This is a genomic window from Massilia sp. Root351 (assembly GCF_001425045.1).
Classification (GTDB): domain Bacteria; phylum Pseudomonadota; class Gammaproteobacteria; order Burkholderiales; family Burkholderiaceae_D; genus Rugamonas.
On the sequence record NZ_LMDJ01000012.1, the window covers coordinates 165,511 to 185,024 of the forward strand.

20 protein-coding genes and 2 tRNA genes are annotated in these 19,514 nt (G+C 64.8%); 12 read left to right on the forward strand and 10 right to left on the reverse strand.

The window, feature by feature from the left end; genetic code table 11:
- Positions 1-27 precede the first annotated feature (27 nt).
- Positions 28-1,023 carry an NAD(P)-dependent alcohol dehydrogenase gene (locus ASD15_RS13730; RefSeq protein ID WP_229418178.1) on the forward strand — a complete coding sequence of 332 codons (996 nt, stop codon included), beginning with the start codon at positions 28-30 and terminating at the stop codon, positions 1,021-1,023.
- Between the two features lie 11 nt (positions 1,024-1,034).
- On the opposite strand, the gene ASD15_RS13735 is transcribed toward ASD15_RS13730, so the two are convergent.
- Positions 1,035-1,886, reverse strand: coding sequence for an SDR family oxidoreductase (locus ASD15_RS13735; protein WP_057156063.1), 852 nt, complete (start codon positions 1,884-1,886; stop codon positions 1,035-1,037).
- Positions 1,887-1,991: 105 nt separating this feature from the next.
- Between ASD15_RS13735 and ASD15_RS13740 the strand changes: the two genes are divergently transcribed.
- The 6 genes from ASD15_RS13740 (at position 1,992) to ASD15_RS13765 (ending at position 9,273) form a co-directional block, all read left to right on the forward strand.
- Complete coding sequence (locus tag ASD15_RS13740; protein ID WP_057155539.1) at positions 1,992-2,408, forward strand: helix-turn-helix domain-containing protein; 417 nt, start codon at positions 1,992-1,994, stop codon at positions 2,406-2,408.
- Between the two features lie 141 nt (positions 2,409-2,549).
- Positions 2,550-4,430 (forward strand): ATP-binding protein, encoded by a 1,881-nt coding sequence (locus tag ASD15_RS13745; protein WP_082551828.1) that lies wholly within the window; start codon positions 2,550-2,552, stop codon positions 4,428-4,430.
- Positions 4,431-4,437: 7 nt separating this feature from the next.
- Entirely contained in the window at positions 4,438-4,632 is a 195-nt protein-coding gene (locus ASD15_RS13750; RefSeq protein WP_057155541.1) for a hypothetical protein, read from the forward strand.
- A gap of 71 nt (positions 4,633-4,703) precedes the next feature.
- Complete coding sequence (locus ASD15_RS13755) at positions 4,704-5,243, forward strand: phasin family protein (RefSeq protein WP_057155542.1); 540 nt, start codon at positions 4,704-4,706, stop codon at positions 5,241-5,243.
- Positions 5,244-5,329: 86 nt separating this feature from the next.
- Positions 5,330-6,973 carry a VRR-NUC domain-containing protein gene (locus ASD15_RS13760; protein WP_057155543.1) on the forward strand — a complete coding sequence of 548 codons (1,644 nt, stop codon included), beginning with the start codon at positions 5,330-5,332 and terminating at the stop codon, positions 6,971-6,973.
- Positions 6,970-9,273, forward strand: coding sequence for an ATP-dependent DNA helicase (locus ASD15_RS13765; RefSeq protein ID WP_229418179.1), 2,304 nt, complete (start codon positions 6,970-6,972; stop codon positions 9,271-9,273). Before ASD15_RS13760 ends, ASD15_RS13765 begins: the two co-directional genes overlap by 4 nt.
- 11 nt (positions 9,274-9,284) lie before the next feature.
- Here ASD15_RS13765 and ASD15_RS13770 read toward each other — a convergent pair whose 3' ends face one another.
- The 7 genes from ASD15_RS13770 to ASD15_RS13800 all read right to left on the reverse strand — a co-directional run bounded on the left by ASD15_RS13770 (position 9,285) and on the right by ASD15_RS13800 (position 14,409).
- Complete coding sequence (locus ASD15_RS13770) at positions 9,285-9,953, reverse strand: hypothetical protein (protein ID WP_057155545.1); 669 nt, start codon at positions 9,951-9,953, stop codon at positions 9,285-9,287.
- Entirely contained in the window at positions 9,950-10,708 is a 759-nt protein-coding gene (locus ASD15_RS13775; RefSeq protein ID WP_057155546.1) for a LytTR family DNA-binding domain-containing protein, read from the reverse strand. The genes ASD15_RS13770 and ASD15_RS13775 overlap by 4 nt, the downstream gene beginning before the upstream one ends.
- A gap of 3 nt (positions 10,709-10,711) precedes the next feature.
- Positions 10,712-11,800, reverse strand: coding sequence for a sensor histidine kinase (locus ASD15_RS13780; RefSeq protein ID WP_057155547.1), 1,089 nt, complete (start codon positions 11,798-11,800; stop codon positions 10,712-10,714).
- 15 nt (positions 11,801-11,815) lie between these two features.
- Positions 11,816-12,532, reverse strand: a complete 717-nt coding sequence (locus tag ASD15_RS13785; RefSeq protein ID WP_057155548.1) for a LiaI-LiaF-like domain-containing protein — start codon at positions 12,530-12,532, stop codon at positions 11,816-11,818.
- Positions 12,522-12,896, reverse strand: coding sequence for a LiaI-LiaF-like domain-containing protein (locus ASD15_RS13790; RefSeq protein WP_157200939.1), 375 nt, complete (start codon positions 12,894-12,896; stop codon positions 12,522-12,524). The genes ASD15_RS13785 and ASD15_RS13790 overlap by 11 nt, the downstream gene beginning before the upstream one ends.
- Before the next feature lie 185 nt (positions 12,897-13,081).
- Entirely contained in the window at positions 13,082-13,243 is a 162-nt protein-coding gene (locus tag ASD15_RS32910) for a hypothetical protein (protein ID WP_200953967.1), read from the reverse strand.
- A 284-nt stretch (positions 13,244-13,527) separates the two neighbouring features.
- Complete coding sequence (locus tag ASD15_RS13800) at positions 13,528-14,409, reverse strand: LysR substrate-binding domain-containing protein (RefSeq protein WP_057155551.1); 882 nt, start codon at positions 14,407-14,409, stop codon at positions 13,528-13,530.
- Positions 14,410-14,612: 203 nt separating this feature from the next.
- Between ASD15_RS13800 and ASD15_RS13805 the strand changes: the two genes are divergently transcribed.
- The 5 genes from ASD15_RS13805 to ASD15_RS13825 all read left to right on the forward strand — a co-directional run bounded on the left by ASD15_RS13805 (position 14,613) and on the right by ASD15_RS13825 (position 19,138).
- Positions 14,613-15,659: a type II asparaginase gene (locus ASD15_RS13805; protein WP_373888181.1), complete on the forward strand. Its 1,047-nt coding sequence runs from the start codon at positions 14,613-14,615 to the stop codon at positions 15,657-15,659.
- A 53-nt stretch (positions 15,660-15,712) separates the two neighbouring features.
- The gene (locus ASD15_RS13810; RefSeq protein ID WP_057155553.1) at positions 15,713-16,447 is read left to right on the forward strand and encodes an ABC transporter substrate-binding protein; all 735 of its coding nucleotides are present in this window, start codon (positions 15,713-15,715) and stop codon (positions 16,445-16,447) included.
- Positions 16,448-16,636: 189 nt separating this feature from the next.
- Positions 16,637-17,758, forward strand: a complete 1,122-nt coding sequence (locus tag ASD15_RS13815; protein ID WP_157200940.1) for a hypothetical protein — start codon at positions 16,637-16,639, stop codon at positions 17,756-17,758.
- Between the two features lie 100 nt (positions 17,759-17,858).
- Complete coding sequence (locus ASD15_RS13820) at positions 17,859-18,752, forward strand: sensor histidine kinase (RefSeq protein WP_082551829.1); 894 nt, start codon at positions 17,859-17,861, stop codon at positions 18,750-18,752.
- Positions 18,753-18,895: 143 nt separating this feature from the next.
- Positions 18,896-19,138 (forward strand): hypothetical protein, encoded by a 243-nt coding sequence (locus tag ASD15_RS13825; protein ID WP_157200941.1) that lies wholly within the window; start codon positions 18,896-18,898, stop codon positions 19,136-19,138.
- Positions 19,139-19,247: 109 nt separating this feature from the next.
- On the opposite strand, the gene ASD15_RS13830 is transcribed toward ASD15_RS13825, so the two are convergent.
- Positions 19,248-19,324, reverse strand: a tRNA-Arg gene (locus ASD15_RS13830).
- 80 nt (positions 19,325-19,404) lie between these two features.
- Positions 19,405-19,481, reverse strand: a tRNA-Pro gene (locus tag ASD15_RS13835).
- Positions 19,482-19,514 lie beyond the last annotated feature (33 nt).

Genomic DNA, 19,514 nt, shown 5'->3' on the forward strand with positions numbered 1-19,514 from the left:
ACTTTGTGAAAGACGATGATGAAAGCCATGCAACTGACCGCCCCTGAACTGACCGCTTTCCGCCAGGCGGCGCTGCCCGATCCCTCGCCGGGCAAGGGCGAGGTGGTGCTGCGCCTGCGCGCCGCCACGCTGAACTACCTGGACGTGGCCATCGCCACGGGACAATTCCCGGCGCCGGGCTTCCCCCTGGTGCCGGTGGCGGACGGCGCGGGCGAGATCGCAGCGTTGGGCGAAGGCGTCGGCGGCTGGTCCGTCGGCGAGCGGGTGCTACCCCACTTCATGCCGAACTGGCAGGGCGGCGCCATCACGCCGCACAACGTTGCCGCCATGCGCGGCCTCACCCTGCCTGGATCGCTGGCCGAATACGTCGCCGTGCCGGCCAGCAGCCTGGCCGCCCTGCCCGCGCACCTGGATTTCGTGCAGGGCGCCGCGCTGCCGATCGCCGCCACCACGGCATGGAACGCGGTGCGCTCGGCACGGCTCAAGCCGGGGTCCGTGGCGGTGCTGCTGGGTACCGGGGGTGTGAGTATCTTCGCCCTGCAGTTTGCCAAGGCATGCGGCGCCACGGCGATCCTGGCGTCCTCGTCGGAAGCCAAGCTGGACCGCGCGCGCCAGGCCGGCGCCGACCTGCTGATCAACTACCGCGCAACGCCGGCCTGGGACGAAGAAGTCCTGAAACTGACCGGCGGCCGCGGCGCGGACCTGGTGCTGGAAACCGTCGGCGCCGCCACCTTCGCGCGCTCGCTGCATGCGGCAGCCATGGGCGGCACCGTATTCACGGTGGGCTTCGTGGCCGGCACCGTGGCACAGGTCGACCTGCTGCCCATCATTGTGAAGGCCTTGCGGGTGGTGGGCAACAACACCGGATCGGTGGCCGACCTTGCCGAGGCGGTACGGGCCATCGCCGCGCACCGCATCGTGCCGGTGATCGACCGCGTGTTCGACATCGGCGACACCGCCGCAGCCTACGCGGAGCTCAGTGCAGGCGGCCGCCACTTCGGCAAGCTGGCCATCGTGCACTGAGCGGGCCGCGCTTACTTCGCCAGCGCGCTGCGGACCGCTTCGGACAGCGGCGTGGTGGCTCGCCCGATCAGGCGCGACAAGGTGGCGCTGTTGTCTTCCAGCGCGCCCTTTGCCACCCCCGCGTCCGAATCGGACAGCAGCGACGCCAGCCATTCCGGCAGGCCGGCGCCCAGCAGCGCGGCCTTGTACTCCGCTTCCGGCAAGTCCTTGTACGGCACGTCCTTGCCGGCCTGGCGCGACAACTCGGCCGCCAGTTCCGGCAGCGAGAAGCTGCGGTCGCCCGCCAGTTCGTACAGCGGTTCGGGCTCGGCACTGTTCAGCACGGCCACTGCTGCGGCGGCATAGTCGCTGCGCGTGGCGGCGGAGATGCGCCCGTCCTGCGCGCTGCCCAGCAGCACGCCGTAGCCCAGCGCGCCGGCCAGGCCGGCAGTGTAGTTCTCGACATACCAGCCGTTGCGCAGGATGCTGTAACGCAGGCCCGACGCGCGCAGCAGCGCCTCGGTGTCGCGGTGCTCGCCCGCCAGCGCCAGCGGCGAACTGTCCGCATGCAGCACGCTGGTGTAGGCCAGCAAGCCCACATTGGCGCGCCTGGCTGCCTCGATCACGTTGCGGTGCTGCGCCAGGCGCTGGCCAATCTCGCTCGACGAGATCAGCAGAACCTTTTCCGCGCCGGCGAAGGCCGCGTCCAGCGAGGACGGATCGGTGTAGTCCGCCTTGCGCACCTGCACACCCAGTGCGGCCAGGTTGGCGGCCTTGGCAGGATCGCGCACGGCGGCCACGATGGCGGCAGCCGGCGTGGTTTTCAGCAGTTCGGTAACAATCAGTTGGCCCAGTTGGCCGTTGGCGCCGGTAATGACGATCATGGTGTTTCCTTTCAATTCGCGGTTGGAGTAATTCATCTTAGCGCCTATACTTACTATTTGTAAGTACGCACATTTTGGTAAGTACCCCCCCCCTGGAGAGCAACCATGCCGCAACCCAAGACCCTGCGCGCCACCCTGGCCGCCAGCAATGAAGCCCGCCGCGGCGAACTGATGGTGGCGGCCTGCCCCTCGCGTGCCGTGCTCAGCCACGTCACCAGCCGCTGGGGCGTGCTGGTGCTGGTGGTGCTGCTGGACGGCATGCACCGCTTCAGCGAACTGCGCCGTGAAGTCGGCGGCGTCAGCGAAAAGATGCTGGCGCAAACCCTGGACGCCCTGGTGGGCGACGGCTTTGTGCTGCGCTACGCCCACCCGGTGATACCGCCGCGCGTGGAGTACAGCCTGACACCCATGGGCCGCGAACTGGCGCTGCGGCTGGCGTCGCTGGTCGACTGGATAGAGGAAAACTATCCGAGAATCGCCGAGGCGCGCGCCGCGGGCGGCGGCGGCGCCAAAGCCGCATGACCGGCTGCGCGCCGCCAGGCCGCCGCAGCCGGACGGCCTGCGGCTAGCATTTCGCCAGCAGCATTTGCTTACCAATTGCATCGCCATGGCCAGGCATCCTGTACTACACTTGGTCCTTGGACCCGCATCACGGACCGGGCAATGACGTCGAAACCGCCTATCAAATTGCAAACCATACTGATCGTTACCGGCGCCAGCTTCGACCTGGCTGCGCTGGAAGGTGCGCTGGCGACGTCCGGCCTGGGCTTGCTCTCGGTCAGCCGCGCCGACAGCGCCCTTAACGCGGTGCGCGCCGGCGGCGTGGCCATGGTGCTGCTCGATGCCGCCCAGGCCGGCAGCTCCAGCTACGAACTGTGCGGTTACCTGCGGGCCGCCAGCGCCACGCCGGCCCTGCCCATCATCCTGCTGACCCCGGCCGGCGGCGGTGCGGACGAACTCGACGACGAAGAACAGCGCGCGCTGGCTGCCGGCGCCAGCGCCAGCCTGCGCCTGCCGTTCAGCACCGGCGCCGTGCTGGAGCAGATCCTGGCCCTGCTCCCGGCCCCGCGTTCGGCGGACGAACTGCACGCCAGCATTGCGCAGCTGCGCCAGCTGCGCCTGGCGGACGCGGCCAGCCACCAGCACGCGGAAGCGCTGCGCGAAGGCCAGAACCAGCTGCTGGAACTGGTGGCGCGCGGCGCGCCCCTGAGCACCACGCTGGACAAGCTGATGCTGCTGATCGAGGCGCAAGCGCCCGGCGTGCTGTGTTCCATCCTGCTGCTCGACAGGGACGGCCGCACCGTGCGGAGCGGCTCCGGCCCCAGCCTGCCGCGCGCCTACATGGAAGCCATCGACGGCCTGCCGATCGGCCCGGTGGCGGGTTCCTGCGGCACCGCCATGTACCGCAAGGAAGCGGTGATCGTCAGCGACATCCAGACCGATCCGCTGTGGGCGCCGTACGCGGCCGTCGCCGCCCAGTACGGCTTGCGCGCGTGCTGGTCCGTGCCCGTGCTGCTTGACAGCGACACCGTGCTCGGCACCTTCGCCATGTACTACCGCGAGGCGCGCAGTCCCAGCGCGGGCGATATGCGCCTGATCGGCGTGGCCACCCACCTGGCCGGCATCGCCATCGCCCGCACCCGGCATGAAGACGAGCTGCGGCGCCACCGCACGCAGCTGGAGGCCCTGGTGGCCGACCGCACCACGGAACTGCGCAAGGCCAAGGAGCGCGCCGAGCAGGTCAATGACGAACTGGCCACCGCGCTGGACAACCTGAGCATGACGCAGGACGAACTGGTGCGGCGTGAAAAACTGGCCGCGCTGGGCGCGCTGGTGGCCGGCGTGGCGCACGAGCTGAACACGCCCATCGGTAACAGCCTGATGGCGGCCGGCACCATGGCCGACCGCACCCAGGCGCTGCGCGCCGCCATTGCCGCCGGCGCCGGGCAGGCCGAGCTGGACGCCTACCTGGACCAGGCAGCGCAGGCCGACGACATCGTGGTGCGCAACCTCAAGCGCGCGGCGGCGCTGCTGCACAGCTTCCGCGCCATCGCGGTGGACCATGACAACAGCCAGCGCAGCCGTTTCAAGCTGGCGCCGCTGGTGGCCGGACTGATGCCGGCGCTGCAGGCGGCCGCCAAGCAGGTGGCGGTCCAGGTCGAGCTGGCCATCCCGCCCCACCTGGAACTGGACAGCTACCCCGGCCAGCTGAGCCAGGTACTGCAGGCGCTGTTCGAGAACAGCGTGGCGCACGGCTTTGCCGGCCGGGGCCGGGGCCATGTGCGCATCAGCGCCAGCCTGAACGCCAAGGGCGAGGTCGCGCTGGTGTACGCCGACGACGGCAACGGCATCGCGCCCGAGCACCTGGGCCGCGTGTACGACCCCTTCTTCACCACCCGGCGCGGCACCGGCGGTTCCGGACTGGGCCTGTACATCGCGCATAACATTGTCAGCAGCGTGCTGGGCGGCCGTATCAAGCTGGCCAGCGAGCCCGGCAGCGGCGCCGCCTTCACCCTGCTGCTGCCGCCTGCGGCGCCTATTTGAGATGCGCATGAGAACACTGATCGCGTCCCTGCTGCTGCTGTCCTGTACCGCCCTGAGCGCGGCGCCGGCGCCGTTCTATTGGTGGGTCAGCAAGGTGGACGGCTCGCGCGTATGCGCGCAGGGCCCGCTCGGTGCGGGCTGGGAGCGGGTCGAGCGCCCCTACAAAGATAGCCGTTGCGAAAAATTAGCATTTGCCAAATAATGGGACCATAACAATACGCCCTGATGCAGGCCGGTAAGTAGTAGTTCTATTCCAATAACCGAGGAGAACGAATGTTTACGAGTCCAGAGCAGTTCGCAGCAACCACCAAGGCGCTGTTTGAATTTCAGTTAGAAACCTTCAACACGCTGACCAGCAAAGCCGTGCAAGGCGTGGAACAGGTGGTGGCGCTGAACATGGCCACTGCCAAGACCAGCGTCGAAGAGCAGCTGGCCGCCGGCAAGGAGCTCAGCCTGGCGCGCGACCCCAAAGCCGTGATGGCCGTGGCCGCCGCCAAAGTCCAGCCCGGCATCGCCAATGCCGCCGCCTACAACGAGCAGCTGGGCGGCATCATCGCCGAGATCCGCGAGGAATTCACCCGCGCCGCCGACGCCCACATGACGGAGGCGAAAAGCACGCTCAGCGCGCTGATTTACGACGTGACCAAGAACGTGCGCCCGGGCTCCGAGAACGCGGTGCAGATCGTCAAGCAAGCCATCGACAACGCATTCGCCGGCTATGAGCAGGTGACCAACGCCACCCGCCAGGCCGTGGCCAATGTGGAAGCCCAGATCGCCAAGGCCGCCGCCACGGTGACGCCGCCGGAGAAATAAACCCTGCGGGCCGGCCGGCGCCGCCGGTTGCCCCCGGCCCGCGAACGCGCTACACTGTATGAACATACAGTCTGTAGCGCGTAGCAATGAATAGAGTTCTGGAAAACGAGTTTTATTACCTGGACAACTTCCACCGGGTATTGCAGTGGATCGGCGAGCGCTACGACGACCTGCTCAATGCCGAGGAACGCGCCTTCCTCACCCAATTCCCCGCCCTGCCCCGCGCTTCGCGCGCGCTGTTCGTGCGCATGGTCATGCGCAAGGGCCTGCTATTCCGGGCCAGCAAGCTGGTCTATGCCGAAATCGGCTGCGCCCACGAGGCCGCCCGTCCGCTCGCCGAGCTGGGCTGGGTGGACGCCGACCCGGTACTGAGCCTGGACCAGTTGTTCACCCTGCTGCAAAAGCCCGAAATCGTGCGCGTATTCCAGCTGGCCGGGCATGAAAAGAGCGCACGCAAGCCCGAGCAGCTGGCGGCGCTGCGCGAGCGGCACGACGGCGCACACCGCTTTTCGGCCTGGTGCGGCGACGCCTTCGACCATGTCTACCAGGTGCTGGCCCAGGAACTGTGCGACCGGCTGCGGCTCATCTTCTTTGGCAACTACCACCAGGACTGGTCGGAATTCGTGCTGTCGGACCTGGGCGTGTACAAATACGAGAAGGTGGAGTTTTCCCCGTCCGCGCGCGGCTTCCGCAGCCGGCGCGACATCGACGACTACCTGGCCCTGCACCAGTGCCGCGAGCGGTTTGCCGACGGCGAGGCGCCGCAGGACGTGCTGCGTGGCCTGCCGCCCGCCATCAGCGGCAACGAGTGGCTCAACAGCCGGCGCGACAAGCTGCTGTTCCAGATGGCGCAGCATCTCGAGAAACAGCAGGACTGGGACGGCGCGCACGCCATCTACGCCGCGTGCGCCTACCCCGGGGCGCGGGCGCGCGCCATCCGCGTGCTGGAAAAGAGCGAACGCTGCGGCGCTGCCCACGCGCTGCTGCTGGCAGCCATGGCGCAGCCCGAGAGCGAGCACGAACGCCAGCAGCTGCTGCGCATGCTGCCGCGCCTGAAGCGCAAGCTGGGCCATCCCAAGCCGCCCGCCGCGCAGCCCGCGCCCGTGGTGCGGCTGGACCTGTCGCTGCCGATGCCGGCCGAGGACTGGTGGGTGGAGGGCGTGGTGCGCGACCACCTGGCGCGCGCGGACGCGCCGGTCTACTATGTGGAAAACGCGCTGATCAATTCCCTGTTCGGGCTGCTGTGCTGGGATGCGATTTTCACCAGCATTCCCGGCGCCTTCTTCCACCCCTTCCACCACGGCCCGGCCGACCTGCACAGCGCGGATTTCCAGCGCCGCCGCGCGCCGCAGTTCGCCGCCTGCCTGGGACAGCTGGACGACGGCCGCTACCTGGACACCATACGCCGCAACCTGGCGGCCAAGGACGGCATCCAGTCGCCGTTCGTGTTCTGGGGCGCGCTGGACGCCGCACTGGTGGAACTGGCGCTGGCCTGCATCCCGGCCGCGCACCTGAAGAAGTGGTTCGAGCGCATCCTGCTCGACATCAAGACCAACCGCAGCGGCTTCCCGGACCTGATCCAGTTCTGGCCGGCCGAGCGGCGCTACCAGATGATCGAAGTGAAAGGCCCTGGCGACCGGCTGCAGGACAACCAGCTGCGCTGGATCAGCTACTGCGCCGAGCACCAGATGCCGATCACGGTGTGCTACCTGCAATGGGCGGACGCATGAGCGCCGCGGGTGCGACCTACACCGTTGCCGTGCGCGCGCTGTGCGAATTCACCGCCAAGACGGGCGACCTCGACCTGCGCTTCACGCCCACGCCCACGGCGCAGGAAGGCATCGCCGGCCACGCGCTGGTGGCCTCGCGGCGCGGCGACAGCTACGAGAAGGAAGTGAGCCTGTCCGGCAGCTTCGGCCCGCTGCGCGTGCGCGGCCGCGCCGATGGCTACGATGCGCAGCAAAACCAGCTGGAGGAAATCAAGACCTTCCGCGGCGACCTGGCGCGCATGCCGGACAATCACCGCCAGCTGCACTGGGCGCAGCTGAAGATGTACGGCCATCTGCTGTGCCAGGCGCGCGGGCTGGACCAGCTGCGCCTGGCGCTGGTGTATTTCGACGTTGGCAGCCAGAAGGAAACCCTGATCGCCGAGCAGGCCGACGCCGAAGGCCTGCGCCTCTTCTACGAGTCGCATTGCAGCCGCTTCCTGGCATGGGCCGAGCAGGAACTGGCGCACCGCGCGCAGCGCGACGCGGAACTGAAAGCCCTGCGCTTCCCGCATGCGGACTTCCGCCCCGGACAGCGGCAGCTGGCCGAAGCCATGTACAAGGCCAGCACCCGCGCCTGTACGCTGCTGGCGCAGGCGCCCACCGGCATCGGCAAGACCGTGGGCAGCCTGTTCCCGCTGCTCAAGGCGAGCGCGGAACACAAGCTGGACAAGGTGTTCTTCCTGGCCGCCAAAACCTCCGGCAGGCGCATGGCGCTGGACGCGGTGGAGACCATCCGCTCGTCCGCACCGCTGCTGCCGCTGCGCGCACTGGAGCTGGTGGCGCGCAATACCGCCTGCGAGCATCCCGACAAGGCCTGCCACGGCGAATCGTGCCCGCTGGCGCGGGGCTTCTACGACCGCCTGCCGGCCGCCCGCAGCGCGGCCCTTGCCGTGTGCGCCGGATCGGCCGCCGGCGCCAGCGCCGCCGCGCCGGTGCTCGACAAGGCCGCCGTGCGCGCGATCGCCCTGGCGCACCAGGTTTGCCCCTACTACCTCGGCGCCGAGCTGGCGCGCTGGGCCGACGTGGTGGTGGGCGACTACAATTACTACTTCGACATCAGCGCCATGCTGTACAGCCTGACGCTGCAGAACGACTGGAAGATCAGCGTGCTGGCGGACGAGGCGCACAACATGGTGTCGCGCGCGCGCAAGATGTATTCGGCGGAACTGGAACACGCCGGCCTGCGCATGCTGCGCAAGACGGCGCCGGAAACGCTGAAAAAGCCGCTCGACCGCGTGCACCGCCAGTGGTCCGCGCTGGAAAAAGCGCAGGACGGTGAATACCAGGTGCACGCCGGACTGCCCGAAAAAATCATGGGCGCGCTGCAAACGGCGGTCACCGCAATCGGCGAGCACTACGCCGAACATCCCGCCTACGTGGACGAGGACCTGCAGCGCTTCTACTTCGACGCCATGGGCTTTGCGCGCCTGGCCGAAAGCTACGGCCAGCATTCGCTGTTCGACGTCACCGTCAGCGGCGCCGGCGCCCGGATCAACTCCGTGCTCTGCCTGCGCAACATCGTCCCTGCGCCGTTCCTGAAGCCGCGCTTCGAGGCGGCGCATTCCACGGCGCTGTTCTCTGCCACGCTCAGCCCCTGGAACTACTACTGCGACACCTTGGGCATGCCGGACGACACGGCCTGGATCGACGTCGAGTCGCCTTTCATCGCCGAGCAGCTGTCGGTGCGCCTGGCCGGCCACATCTCCACCCGCTACCAGCACCGCGACCGCTCTCTCGCGCCGATAGCGGAGCTGATGGGCGAACAGTACCAGCGCCAGCCGGGCAACTACCTGGCCTTCTTCAGCAGTTTTGACTACATGGAAAAAGCCGCCGCGCTGTTCGCCGAACGGCATCCCGCCGTGCCGGTGTGGCTGCAAACGCGGCGCATGGACGAAGCGGGCCGCGAACAGTTCCTGGCGCGCTTCAGCGCCGATGGCAGCGGCATCGGCTTCGCGGTGCTGGGCGGCTCCTTCGGCGAAGGCATCGACCTGCCCGGCGCGCGCCTGATCGGCGCCTTCATCGCCACGCTGGGCCTGCCGCAGCTGAACCCGGTGAATGAGCAGATACGCCTGCGCATGGACGCCATCTTCGGCTCAGGCTACGACTACACCTACACCTATCCCGGCATGCAAAAGGTCGTGCAGGCGGCCGGCCGCGTGATCCGCACCGAGACCGACCGTGGCACCGTGCACCTGATCGACGACCGCTTCGCGCGGCCTGAAATACAGGCGCTGCTGCCGTCATGGTGGCGCATCGATTGACGCAACCGGCATCAGCAGCGCGCACCCCAGGCCGTCAGTTCGCGGGCCCGCTTGCGCACCGTGACCACGGCATTGCCGCCACGGTCGCTGACATAGGTCAGCTGGTAAAACCGGTCCGGCGTCACGTCGATGGCGGTCAGCTCGAACTTGTTGGCGCGCTGGGGCGCGCAGCGGGTGTTGCCGGCGAATAGCAGGCGCGCGCTTTGCAGCACCGCTCCTTGCTGCTCCAGCACCGTCACGATATCGCGCTCGCCCAGCTCCTGCTTGAGGTGCACGCGCTGGGGCGATACGCCGCAGTCGGCCGAGCGGTCCAGCCACACGTACTGGCGCCGTTCGCCGTTTGCGCTCCAGCGCTGCGTCCTGGCGTCGTAATTGTAGCCATCGGCGCGCGCCAGGCACAAGCGCCACGCCGCGCGTTGCGGCGGCTGTTCGGCCCATGCGGTCACGGTCCAGTCGCGCGCTCCCTCGCCGCGCTGAATGTCGTAGCCGGCCCTGAGCGTGCCGGCGCCGGGGCGCTGGCTGAACCAGCTTTCAAAGGACTTGATTTCGGCCTCGCTGGGCGGACGCGTTTCCGTCCCCGCCGCAGCTGCGCCGGACCATGCCAGGGCCAGGGCCAGCGCGGTCACCCCGGGCAGCGAGGCGAACAGCGGCGGGGTCGCGATATTGGTCGGTTTGCTCATTGGATCACGCTACGTACTTTCTGATAGCCGCTGCGGCTGATCGGCAGCCGGGTGCCATCCTTCAGCACCGCCACGTGGCTATCCTTGCCGGCCTGCTCGATGCGGCTCATGCACTCGATGTTGAGCAGGTAGGAGCGGTGGATGCGCAGGAATTTCCCCGCCTCCAGCTGGTTCTCGAGGTCGGACAGGCGCTGGTTCTTCAGATAGGACTTGCCCTCACTGCGGATCTGCACATAGTCGTCCTGCGCTTCGATGTAGTCGATCTTCTCGGCGGCGATCACGTGCACCCTGGCGCCGTCGCGTATCAGCACGCGGCCCAGCGGCCCCTTGCGCACCGCCGCGTCCCGCACCACGCCGGCCAGTCCGTCCTGCGCCGGCGGCGCGCTGTCCGTCCTGTCGCCCTTGCCGATGCTGGCGCGCGCATGCGTCAGCGCCTGGTCGAAGCGCTGCTGGCTGAACGGCTTGAGCAGATAGTCCAGCGCGTGGTACTCGAAGGCTTTCAGGGCAAACTGGTCGAACGCGGTAGCGAACATGAAACGGCATTTGCCGGCCGCCAGTTCAGCCACCTCGAAACCGTCCAGCTTGGGCATCTGGATGTCCAGGATCGCCAGGTCCGGCTCCAGTTCGGTGATCGCCTTCACGGCTTCGAAGCCGTTGGCGCATTCGGCCACCACGTCGACATCCGCATGCTCGGCCAGGTACTCCCGCACGACGCCGCGCGCCAGTGCTTCGTCGTCCACGATGATGATGCGCATACTCTATCCTTCCTTGGTCTCTGCCGGCATGGAAACCGTCACAGTGAATATATTCTCCTGGCGCGCCCATCGGATGCTTGCTTCATGTCCGTAGGCGCAGGCCAGCCGCTGCCGCACGTTGGCCAGGCCAATGCCGTTGCCTTCGCTGCCGCCGTGGCCGGCCGCAGCGGCCGGCGCATCCTGGTCCACCGCGTTGTCCACCCTGATGTGCAGCAGCGAACCAGCGCGGCGGGCCGAGACGTCGATCCAGCCGCCTTCGGCCAGTTGCGCAATGCCGTGCTTGATGGCGTTCTCGACTAGCGGCTGGATAATCATCGGCGGCACCAGGCAGGCGCCCGCGTCTTGCGGTATTGCCGCGCGCAGCGCCAGGCGTTCGCCGAAGCGCACCTTTTCGATGGCGAGGAAGTGCCGCACCAGCATCATTTCCTGCTCCAGCGCCACCTTCTTGTGCGCTTCCATGCTCAGGCTCTGGCGGAAAAAGCCGGCCAGCTGCAAGGTCATCTCGCGCGCGCTTTTCGGATTCTGCGACGTCAGCGCGCTGATCGAGTTCAGGCTGTTGAACAGGAAGTGCGGATCGATCTGGGTACGCAGCATGCGCAGTTCGGCTTCCTGCGCCATCAGGCGCGATTCGAGTTCACGATGCTCGGCGCCGCGTGCCCGCTCGAACTCCGTCACCAGGTAGTTGACCGCAGCCAGCAGGCCGTACAGCAGCACGCCCAGCCCGGAAATCAGGATCGCCAGCTGCGGCTTGAAAGCGATGCCGGCCCATGGGACTTCCGGCAGCAGGCAGGCTTCGTTCCAGCCGCGCACCACGGCGTTCCACAGCAGCGTGGAGACGATGGCGGCAGCGCCCAGCGCCAGCAGCACGCTGGCCGCGCCGCGCTCCGCCAGCGGGTAGGCGCGGCACAGGTAGTAGGAGGAAAAGCCGGCACTGGCGGCATACACCAGCGTCACCGGAATGGCGAAGATCATGGCGTTGACCCAGGCGGTGTCTTCCACCGCCACCGTCACGCCGCCCAGCGCCGTGCCCAGGAACAGCCACGCCAGCAGGTACAACGTGGCGCCCCGGCGGCTGGAGATCAAACCTTGCATCGCTGCGGCGGCGCTTTAGTTGCGCACTTCCACGCCGCCCATGATGGCGACGCCGCGGATGACAAGGCGCGTGCTCGCATCCCTGTTCGGCATGGCTCTTTCGGTAAAGCCGCCAAGCAGCGGCGTGCCCTGCAGGCTCACGGCCCAGTCGTCCGGCACCAGGATCTCGATACCGCCGCACAGCGCGAATACGTTCAACACCGCTTCGCCCTGCATCGACGCGTGGCGCAAGTCCAGCTGGCAGCCGCCCATGATGGAGGTCACTTCGCCGCCGCGGAAATGGCTGGTGGTGACGCGGCGCTCCATGCCGCCCAGGATGGCCGTCACGTTGATCACGCTGTCGTCATCGGCCTGGCCATCGAGCTTACCCAGCTTGTCGAACATCTGCGGCGGCTTGCGGCCCTGCTGGGCCTTGAAGATGACCACCAGGCCCAGGCCGATCAGCACCAGCGGCGCCATGGTGCGCCAGCTGATATACAGCAGGCCCGTGCTCTTGAGGATAATCGCGGCGCCAAACGCAATCAGGATGCCGCCGATGGTCTTGCCGCCGTTGTCGCTGCTTTGCGCCAGCTTCAGCGCGCCGGCCAGTATCAGCAGCACCGGCCAGAACTGCAGCGTGTAGTCGAAGTCAAGGATGCCGAGGTTTTCAAGCAGGAACACGCAGCCAATGGCAATCACCGCCACGCCGATCAGGACCTGGCCGAGGCCGTGTTGTGGACGCTTATTTTCCATCGTAGTGCTCCTTGTTCGACTCGAAATAGTGGTGCAGCACGGGCTTCAGCACCAGTGTCACGCCCCACATGATCAGCAGCAGCGGCCAACTGTTGCCAAAGCTCAGGCCCCAGAGATGTTCAAACGAGCAGTAGAACCAGGCGCCGAAAAACACATAGGACAATCCGTCCAGCACCAGCTTGACGTTGGTCGGCGGCACCAGGTTGCTGATGCCGGCCACTACCATCAGCAGCGGCCAGTAGCGCCAGGCGGTGCCCCAGTGCAGCGCGCCCGACCGGTCCAGCAGGAAGGCCACACCGATGCCGGTGAGGATAATGCCCCAGCTTAGCTGTTTGCGCCAGTGCTGCTGATTGTCCTTGCCCATTGCCGCCTCCGTGTGTATGTGTGACCTCACAATAGCGGGCAAGCGCGGCAGGCGATACCGCAATTCGGCGAACGGCATGCCGGCATCGGTGAACGGCGCCGTTTTCAGCGAATGGCGCGGCGGAATCATAAGAAAAGGGTCCGGACCTTGCGGTGCGGACCCCTTGCAGGCAATGCAGCGAACTGTCAGATGCGGTCGCCGGTACTCATTTTCTGGTCGTACATCATCAAGCCCCAGCCTAGCTGGCGGCGGATCTCCTCCGGCGTTGGAGGAGGCTGCACTTCTTGCGAACGGCGTTCGAGATACTCGCGGACCACGTACTTCGATGGATGGTTTGCCTGCGTCATGATGGCCTCCGTATGTCTAGCTGCAATTCGGTCCGGCGTTGCCGTAACCGGCTCACTACTTTGGAATTGGTGCCGGTACTCGAGGCGGCCGGCTAACCTGCGGAGGAGCTTTTGCGCTGCGCTTTTCGCTGCGCCCTGCATCAATCACGCAAGTCCATCTTATTCCTCTGGCGGGCAAGGGACCGTACGTTAACGCACACTTTGCGCAGCGATTCCTTGAGACAGGTCAAAACCCTGTAGGACTAAGCCCTGTAAGGGCTAGTGCGAAATCTTACATGGCCTTTTCACAGCTTTTTTTGCAGGAATTCGAGGAAGCAGCTGATACGTTGCGAGAGCTGTGTGTTGCGGTAATAGACCGCGTGGATTTGCTGGCGGAAGCCGGTGGAATGCGCTTCAAGCAGCTTGACCAGGCGGCCTTCGGCGATGTCGGCGCGGGTCATGAAATCGGACAGGCAGACCATGCCTTGCCCGGCCAGCGCTAGCTGGCGCAAGGTCTCGCCGCTGGATGCCGCCAGCGCCGGCGTGATCTGCAGGCTGTTGCCGGCCGCGTGGCGCAAGGGCCAGAGGTTGCCAAGCTCATACTGCGCAAAGCCAAGCAGTTCGTGCTGCGCCAAGTCTTCCGGCGAGGCGGGCGTGCCGTGCCGCGCCAGATAGGCCGGACTGGCCAGCACATGCAGCGGGCTGGAACTGAGCGCGCGCGCGTGCAGCGTCGAATCGCTGAGGGCGCCGATGCGGATGGCGATGTCGGTGCGGTGCTCGATCAGGTCGGCAATCTGGTCGTTACTGGTGAGTTCCAGGCGGATTTCCGGATACAGGGCTCGGAACTCGGCCACGTGCGGCACCACGCAATGCAGCATGAAGGGCGAGGCGGCATCGACACACAGGCGTCCGGCCGGCCTCTGGCGGCGGATGCGGATGGTTTCCTCGGCCTCTTCCATGGCGGCCAGGATGGCGCGCGCCTGGGCCAGGAACAGCTGGCCTTCCTCGGTCAGCTCCATGCGCCGCGTAGTGCGCGTGAGCAAGGTGGTGGCCAGCTTTTCCTCCAGCCGCGACAGCGCACGGCTCACGCCCGAGGTGGTCTGGCCCAGGTGCACGGAGGCGGCGCTCAAGGTGCCGCTATCGATCACCGCCACGAAAATCTTCAGATCGTCCGAGTTGATATCCATGCCGGATTATAGACCGGGCACATTACATTGTTGAATTAACCCGGCAAAGCCGGCCGTTCGCCAACAGTTGCGGGGCGCACACGAAAAACCTGAAAAACTGACAACTTGCGGGGAGATTTGTTACCATCGCCGCTCGTCAGCTTTAACAGGAGAGAAAAATGCTGCATCAAAAGACGGCCCAGTTCATGGCCGCTGTAGTTGGTATGTTCGTCATCGCCACCGCCCAGGTTCACGCCCAGGACGCGGCCAAGGCACCCAAGCTTGCCAATGTGACCATTCTGGCCACTGGCGGCACCATCGCCGGCAGCGGCGCCACGTCCACCACCACGGTCGGCTATACGGCCGCCACGGTTGGCGTGCAGCAACTAATCAAGGCTGTGCCAGAGCTGGCCAAAGTGGCCAATGTCAACGGCGAACAGGTGTTCCAGATTGCCAGCGAAAGCATGACCAACGACCATTGGCTGACCCTGGCCAAGCGCGTCAACGCGCTGCTGGCCCAGAACAGCGTGGACGGCATCGTCATCACCCATGGCACCGACACGCTGGAGGAAACCGCCTACTTCCTGAACCTGGTGGTCAAAAGCCGCAAGCCGGTGGTACTGGTAGGCGCGATGCGCCCATCGACCGCACTGTCCGCCGACGGCCCGATCAACCTGTATAACGCCGTGCTGCTGGCCGCCGACCCGTCGGCCGCCAACAAGGGCGTGCTGGTGGCCATGGGCGACCAGATCCACAGCGCGCGCGACGTGAGCAAGACCAACACCTCCACCCCGGACGCATTCAAGACCGCCGAGCTGGGCATGCTGGGCTACATCCAGGGCAGCAAGCCGTTCTTCTACCGCGCCTCGACCCGCAAGCACACCGCCGACACCGAGTTCGACATCAGCAACCTGGCCGCCCTGCCGCAAGTGGACATCGTATACGGCTACGCCAATATGAACACCGTGGCGCTGGACGCATTCGTGGCCGCAGGCGCGAAAGGCATCATCCACGCAGGCACCGGCGACGGCAGCGTGGCCGCCAAGGTCAAACCAGGCCTGGTGGCAGCGCGCAAAAGCGGCGCCATCATCGTGCGCGCCAGCCGCGTCGGCCAGGGCATCCTGGCACGCAATGGCGAAGCCAATGACGACGAACTGGACTTCGTCGTATCGGACACGCTGAGCCCGCAGAAAGCGCGTATCCTGCTGATGCTGGCGCTGACCAAGACCAATAACACCAAAGAACTGCAGCGCATGTTCTACAATTACTAAGAGCGACTGTTTTTTACGACACAAGGCCTTCCTTGCGGAAGGCCTTTTTATTGATGAAACGCTTACCCACATTTATTCTCGCTTCCCTGCTGGCCATTCCGGCCTTGGCCGAGGATATCGTGTTCGCCGTTTCCACGGGTAGCGCCATGCCCATGACGGAATTCCGCGATGGTGCGCTGGTGGGCGGCCTTCTGAAGGACTTTGGCGACGCGCTCGCGCGCGAACTGAAAGCACAGCCGCGCTATCTCACCTTTCCCCGCAAACGGGTCGAATCGGCGTTAACCGGCGGGCAAGCTGATTTAGTCTGCGACCTGCGCCCGGAATGGCTGGACAGCAAAGAATGGCGCTGGACCGACACCGTATTTACCAACAATATGACGGTGGCCAGCAGGAAAGATACACCGCCGCTGCCGCATTTGAATGCGCTGGCCGGTATTCGGGTGGGTACGCTGCTGGGATACCGTTACCAGGAAACCGAAAGCGTGCTGGCAAAGAGTTTCCTGCGCGACGAGGCGTTGACCGACGATATCAATCTGAGCAAACTGCTGACGCACCGCTATGATTATATGCTGACCAATTCCCTTTATTTCGAATACCAGCGCAAAGTGCATGCGGAACGCCAGCGATTGAATCCGGTTTCATTTAAGATTACCTCCTTCGATACATACTGTGCATTGCCGCCGCAAGGCAGGTGGCCGGCGGATAAAGTAAACCGTGCTATCCAGGCCTTGAAGGGACGCGGCGAGATCCAGGCCATCATGGCGCACTACCGACCCGTAGCCAATTAGGCGTGCACGGATCGCAGAGCGCATTTCGCGCCCCACTCAAGCCAAAAATTAGCTTAATCACACCAAAACCGGGCATGATGGCGGCCCATCCATCCTTGCGTACAACAGGCTGCAGCACGCTTGCGCGCATTCCTTGACACCGGCGGCTCGGGTGATACCATGAGGCAACACCCCTCTTGAGTCCCCGCCATGCAAATTCACACCCAAACGGATTTCCATTCCCCTGTACGGCACCGCGCCTTATATACGCCGTGGACCGATGTATTACTGCTGGGTGGCGGCTCGGTAATCGCGTTGCTGATCTTTAAAATGCTGCGCCTGAGCGCGGAAAGCGTCGCGCAGCTGGCTATTGTCATGCTGGTCGTGGCCAATTTTGTCAATCATCCGCACTTCGCGTATTCCTATCAATTATTTTATGGGTCGTGGAAGGAAGTAAAGAACGGCGCCATGCCTGCCGATTTAACGCGCCGCTGGTGCCTCGCCGGCTTTATCGCTCCAATAGCATTGGCGCTGGGATTGATGCTTGGGGCATTACTCTGGCTGAATGGGCAGCCCCTGGTATTGGGCATCGGTTTAAATCTGATGGGATTGCTGGTCGGCTGGCATTATGCCAAGCAAGGGTTTGGCATGGCCATGATGGATGCGGCCTTCAAGAAACGGTACTGGCCGGCAGCCGCCCGCAAAGCCATGTTGATGAATGCGTACGCGTGCTGGGTTGCCACCTGGACCTTAGGTAACAGCACGCAGTTTGCCCGCGAATTATGGGGCGTATTCGGCCTGGTGGTTAATGTACCCGGCGTCATCGTTATTGCCGCATGCACGGTCGCTGCCGGCACAACCGCCTGGTGCGGCCTGGCCCTTTACCGCGCAATCAAACAATGGCACGAGCAGCAGTTCAACTGGAAACAAATGCCGCTGGCAGGATTGACCGGCTATTTCGTTACGCTGTATCTGTGGATGGGCCTGATCAGCCTGGATCCGGCTTTCGTGCTGACGGTCCCATTCTTCCATTCCCTGCAATACCTGACCGTTATCGGCCGCTATAAAGTCAATGAAGCAAAATCGGGCGGCTGGACCAGGGGACAGCTAGCCGGGTTTGCGCTGACCGGCGCCGTGCTGGGCGCCATCGGCTTCTGGCTGATGCCCGCTGCGCTGGACTATGCGCGCACCGGCAAGATCCCGGAAATCGGCAGCCCCGCGCTGGCGGTGGCCTGCTTCTGGATCTTCATCAACGTGCATCACTACCTGATCGACAACGTGCTGTGGCGCCAGGGCAACCCGAAAGTCAAGCAATACCTGTTCGACGCCTGAGGCGCCATGTGGATTCCACGCCACGCTGCACCGCAGCAAAGATGTGTAAATTTTATCACTATCGTAAAATAAGCCCGTCACATACATCTTCAGGATATACATGAGCAAGACAAGCGAGCAGACCTGGCGCCGGGTGCCCCCAAGGAGCCCGGCGCCGCCTTTGCTATCGGGAACCCAGCTGCGCGGCGCCGCCAGACGCCAGGTGGAAGGGTCCAGGCTGGCACGCTCACGGCGCAACAACACGGCGCTGGGACGCCGCGCCACGGATCAGGCCAGTTCGTATCAGCAACTGCGCGACCTCTCTGCTGCACTGCAAACAATACGCGAAGAGGAGCGCGCCCACTTGGCGCGCGAACTGCACGACGACCTGGGCCAGTTGCTGGCCACCCTGCGGATCGAATTCAACCAGTTGCAACTGTTGCAAATCGCCAATCCGGTAGCGGAACGCCAACTGCGCAGCATGGACGAGCTGCTGGTGCGGGCGGTTACCTCGCTGCGCCGCATTGCCACCGATCTGCGCCCGTCGGCGCTCGAGGAAGGCGGCCTCTACTTTGCACTGAAAGCCTTACGCAACGAATGGGTACGACGGCATGGCATCTCCTGCAAGCTCGATGTCAAGGAACATGAGCTGATCCTGGAAGACTGCTACAGCACCGCCGTGTTCCGCATCGTGCAGGAGTCGCTAACCAATATCGTGCGCCACGCGAACGCCACCCGCGTCTGGATTTCCGCACGCAAGCGCGGCGGCACCTTGCGCCTGAACATAGAAGACAACGGCAGCGGCATCGCGCCAGCCGATCTGCGCAAGCCGCGTTCCTTCGGCCTGCTCGGCATGCGGGAACGGGTATGGGCATTGAATGGCAAGATTGGAATCGGCAGGCTGTCCGACAGCGGGGGGGGCCATGGCACCCATATCGCGATCGAGCTGCCGCTGCCTCCCTCAGATCAGCCCCTATTGAGCGATATCAAGGCGGCGCCAACTACCCGCACCTGAGCCCGCGGCACATGATATCGTCCTTTTTTTGGCCTGTACCATCGTGTAAAGGTTACGTCATGGAACGTCGATGCAATACCTTGATGGAGGAGACGATACAGGTCGCCCTTTCCAAACTCACGCAGCATGATCACGATATCTGCGTGAAGATATTGGTCGCGGCGCAGGTGCCCGTGGAAACCATCTCCAGGCTGATCTTCCTGCCCCACCGCCGGCGCACCCGGGACCGCCGCCAGGACAGCGCCACGGCGACCATCATCAGCCGCGCCAGGGGCATACTCAATTGTTCCAACCTGCAGGACGCGGTGGACTACCTGCGGCTCAAACGCGTTCCCGAAGATTTGATGCAGCGCGCCTTGCACCACCCCGAGCACCGGGAGGCATGAGACGTTTCCTGTTGGAATAATTTATTCTCGCACTATTTCGCTTGGAAACTTTGATAAAAATCAATTCCAGGCTATGAAACGTCTTTGTTTCGCGATAACAAGAAGGATATGGCCTGCCCAGCTGGGTTCGAACCAGCGACCCTCAGCTTAGAAGGCTGATGCTCTATCCAACTGAGCTATGGGCAGTCAGGGTATTTTTTGCCGGCAGAAAAACTCTGCGGAAATGAAAAACGGGCTGTCTTTCGACAGCCCGTCTTAAAAGTTCTTGGTCGGAGTACAAGGATTCGAACCTTGGACCCCCTGGTCCCAAACCAGGTGCGCTACCGGGCTGCGCTACACTCCGATGAACGTATTATAGGTGCTAGGCCCCTATGGC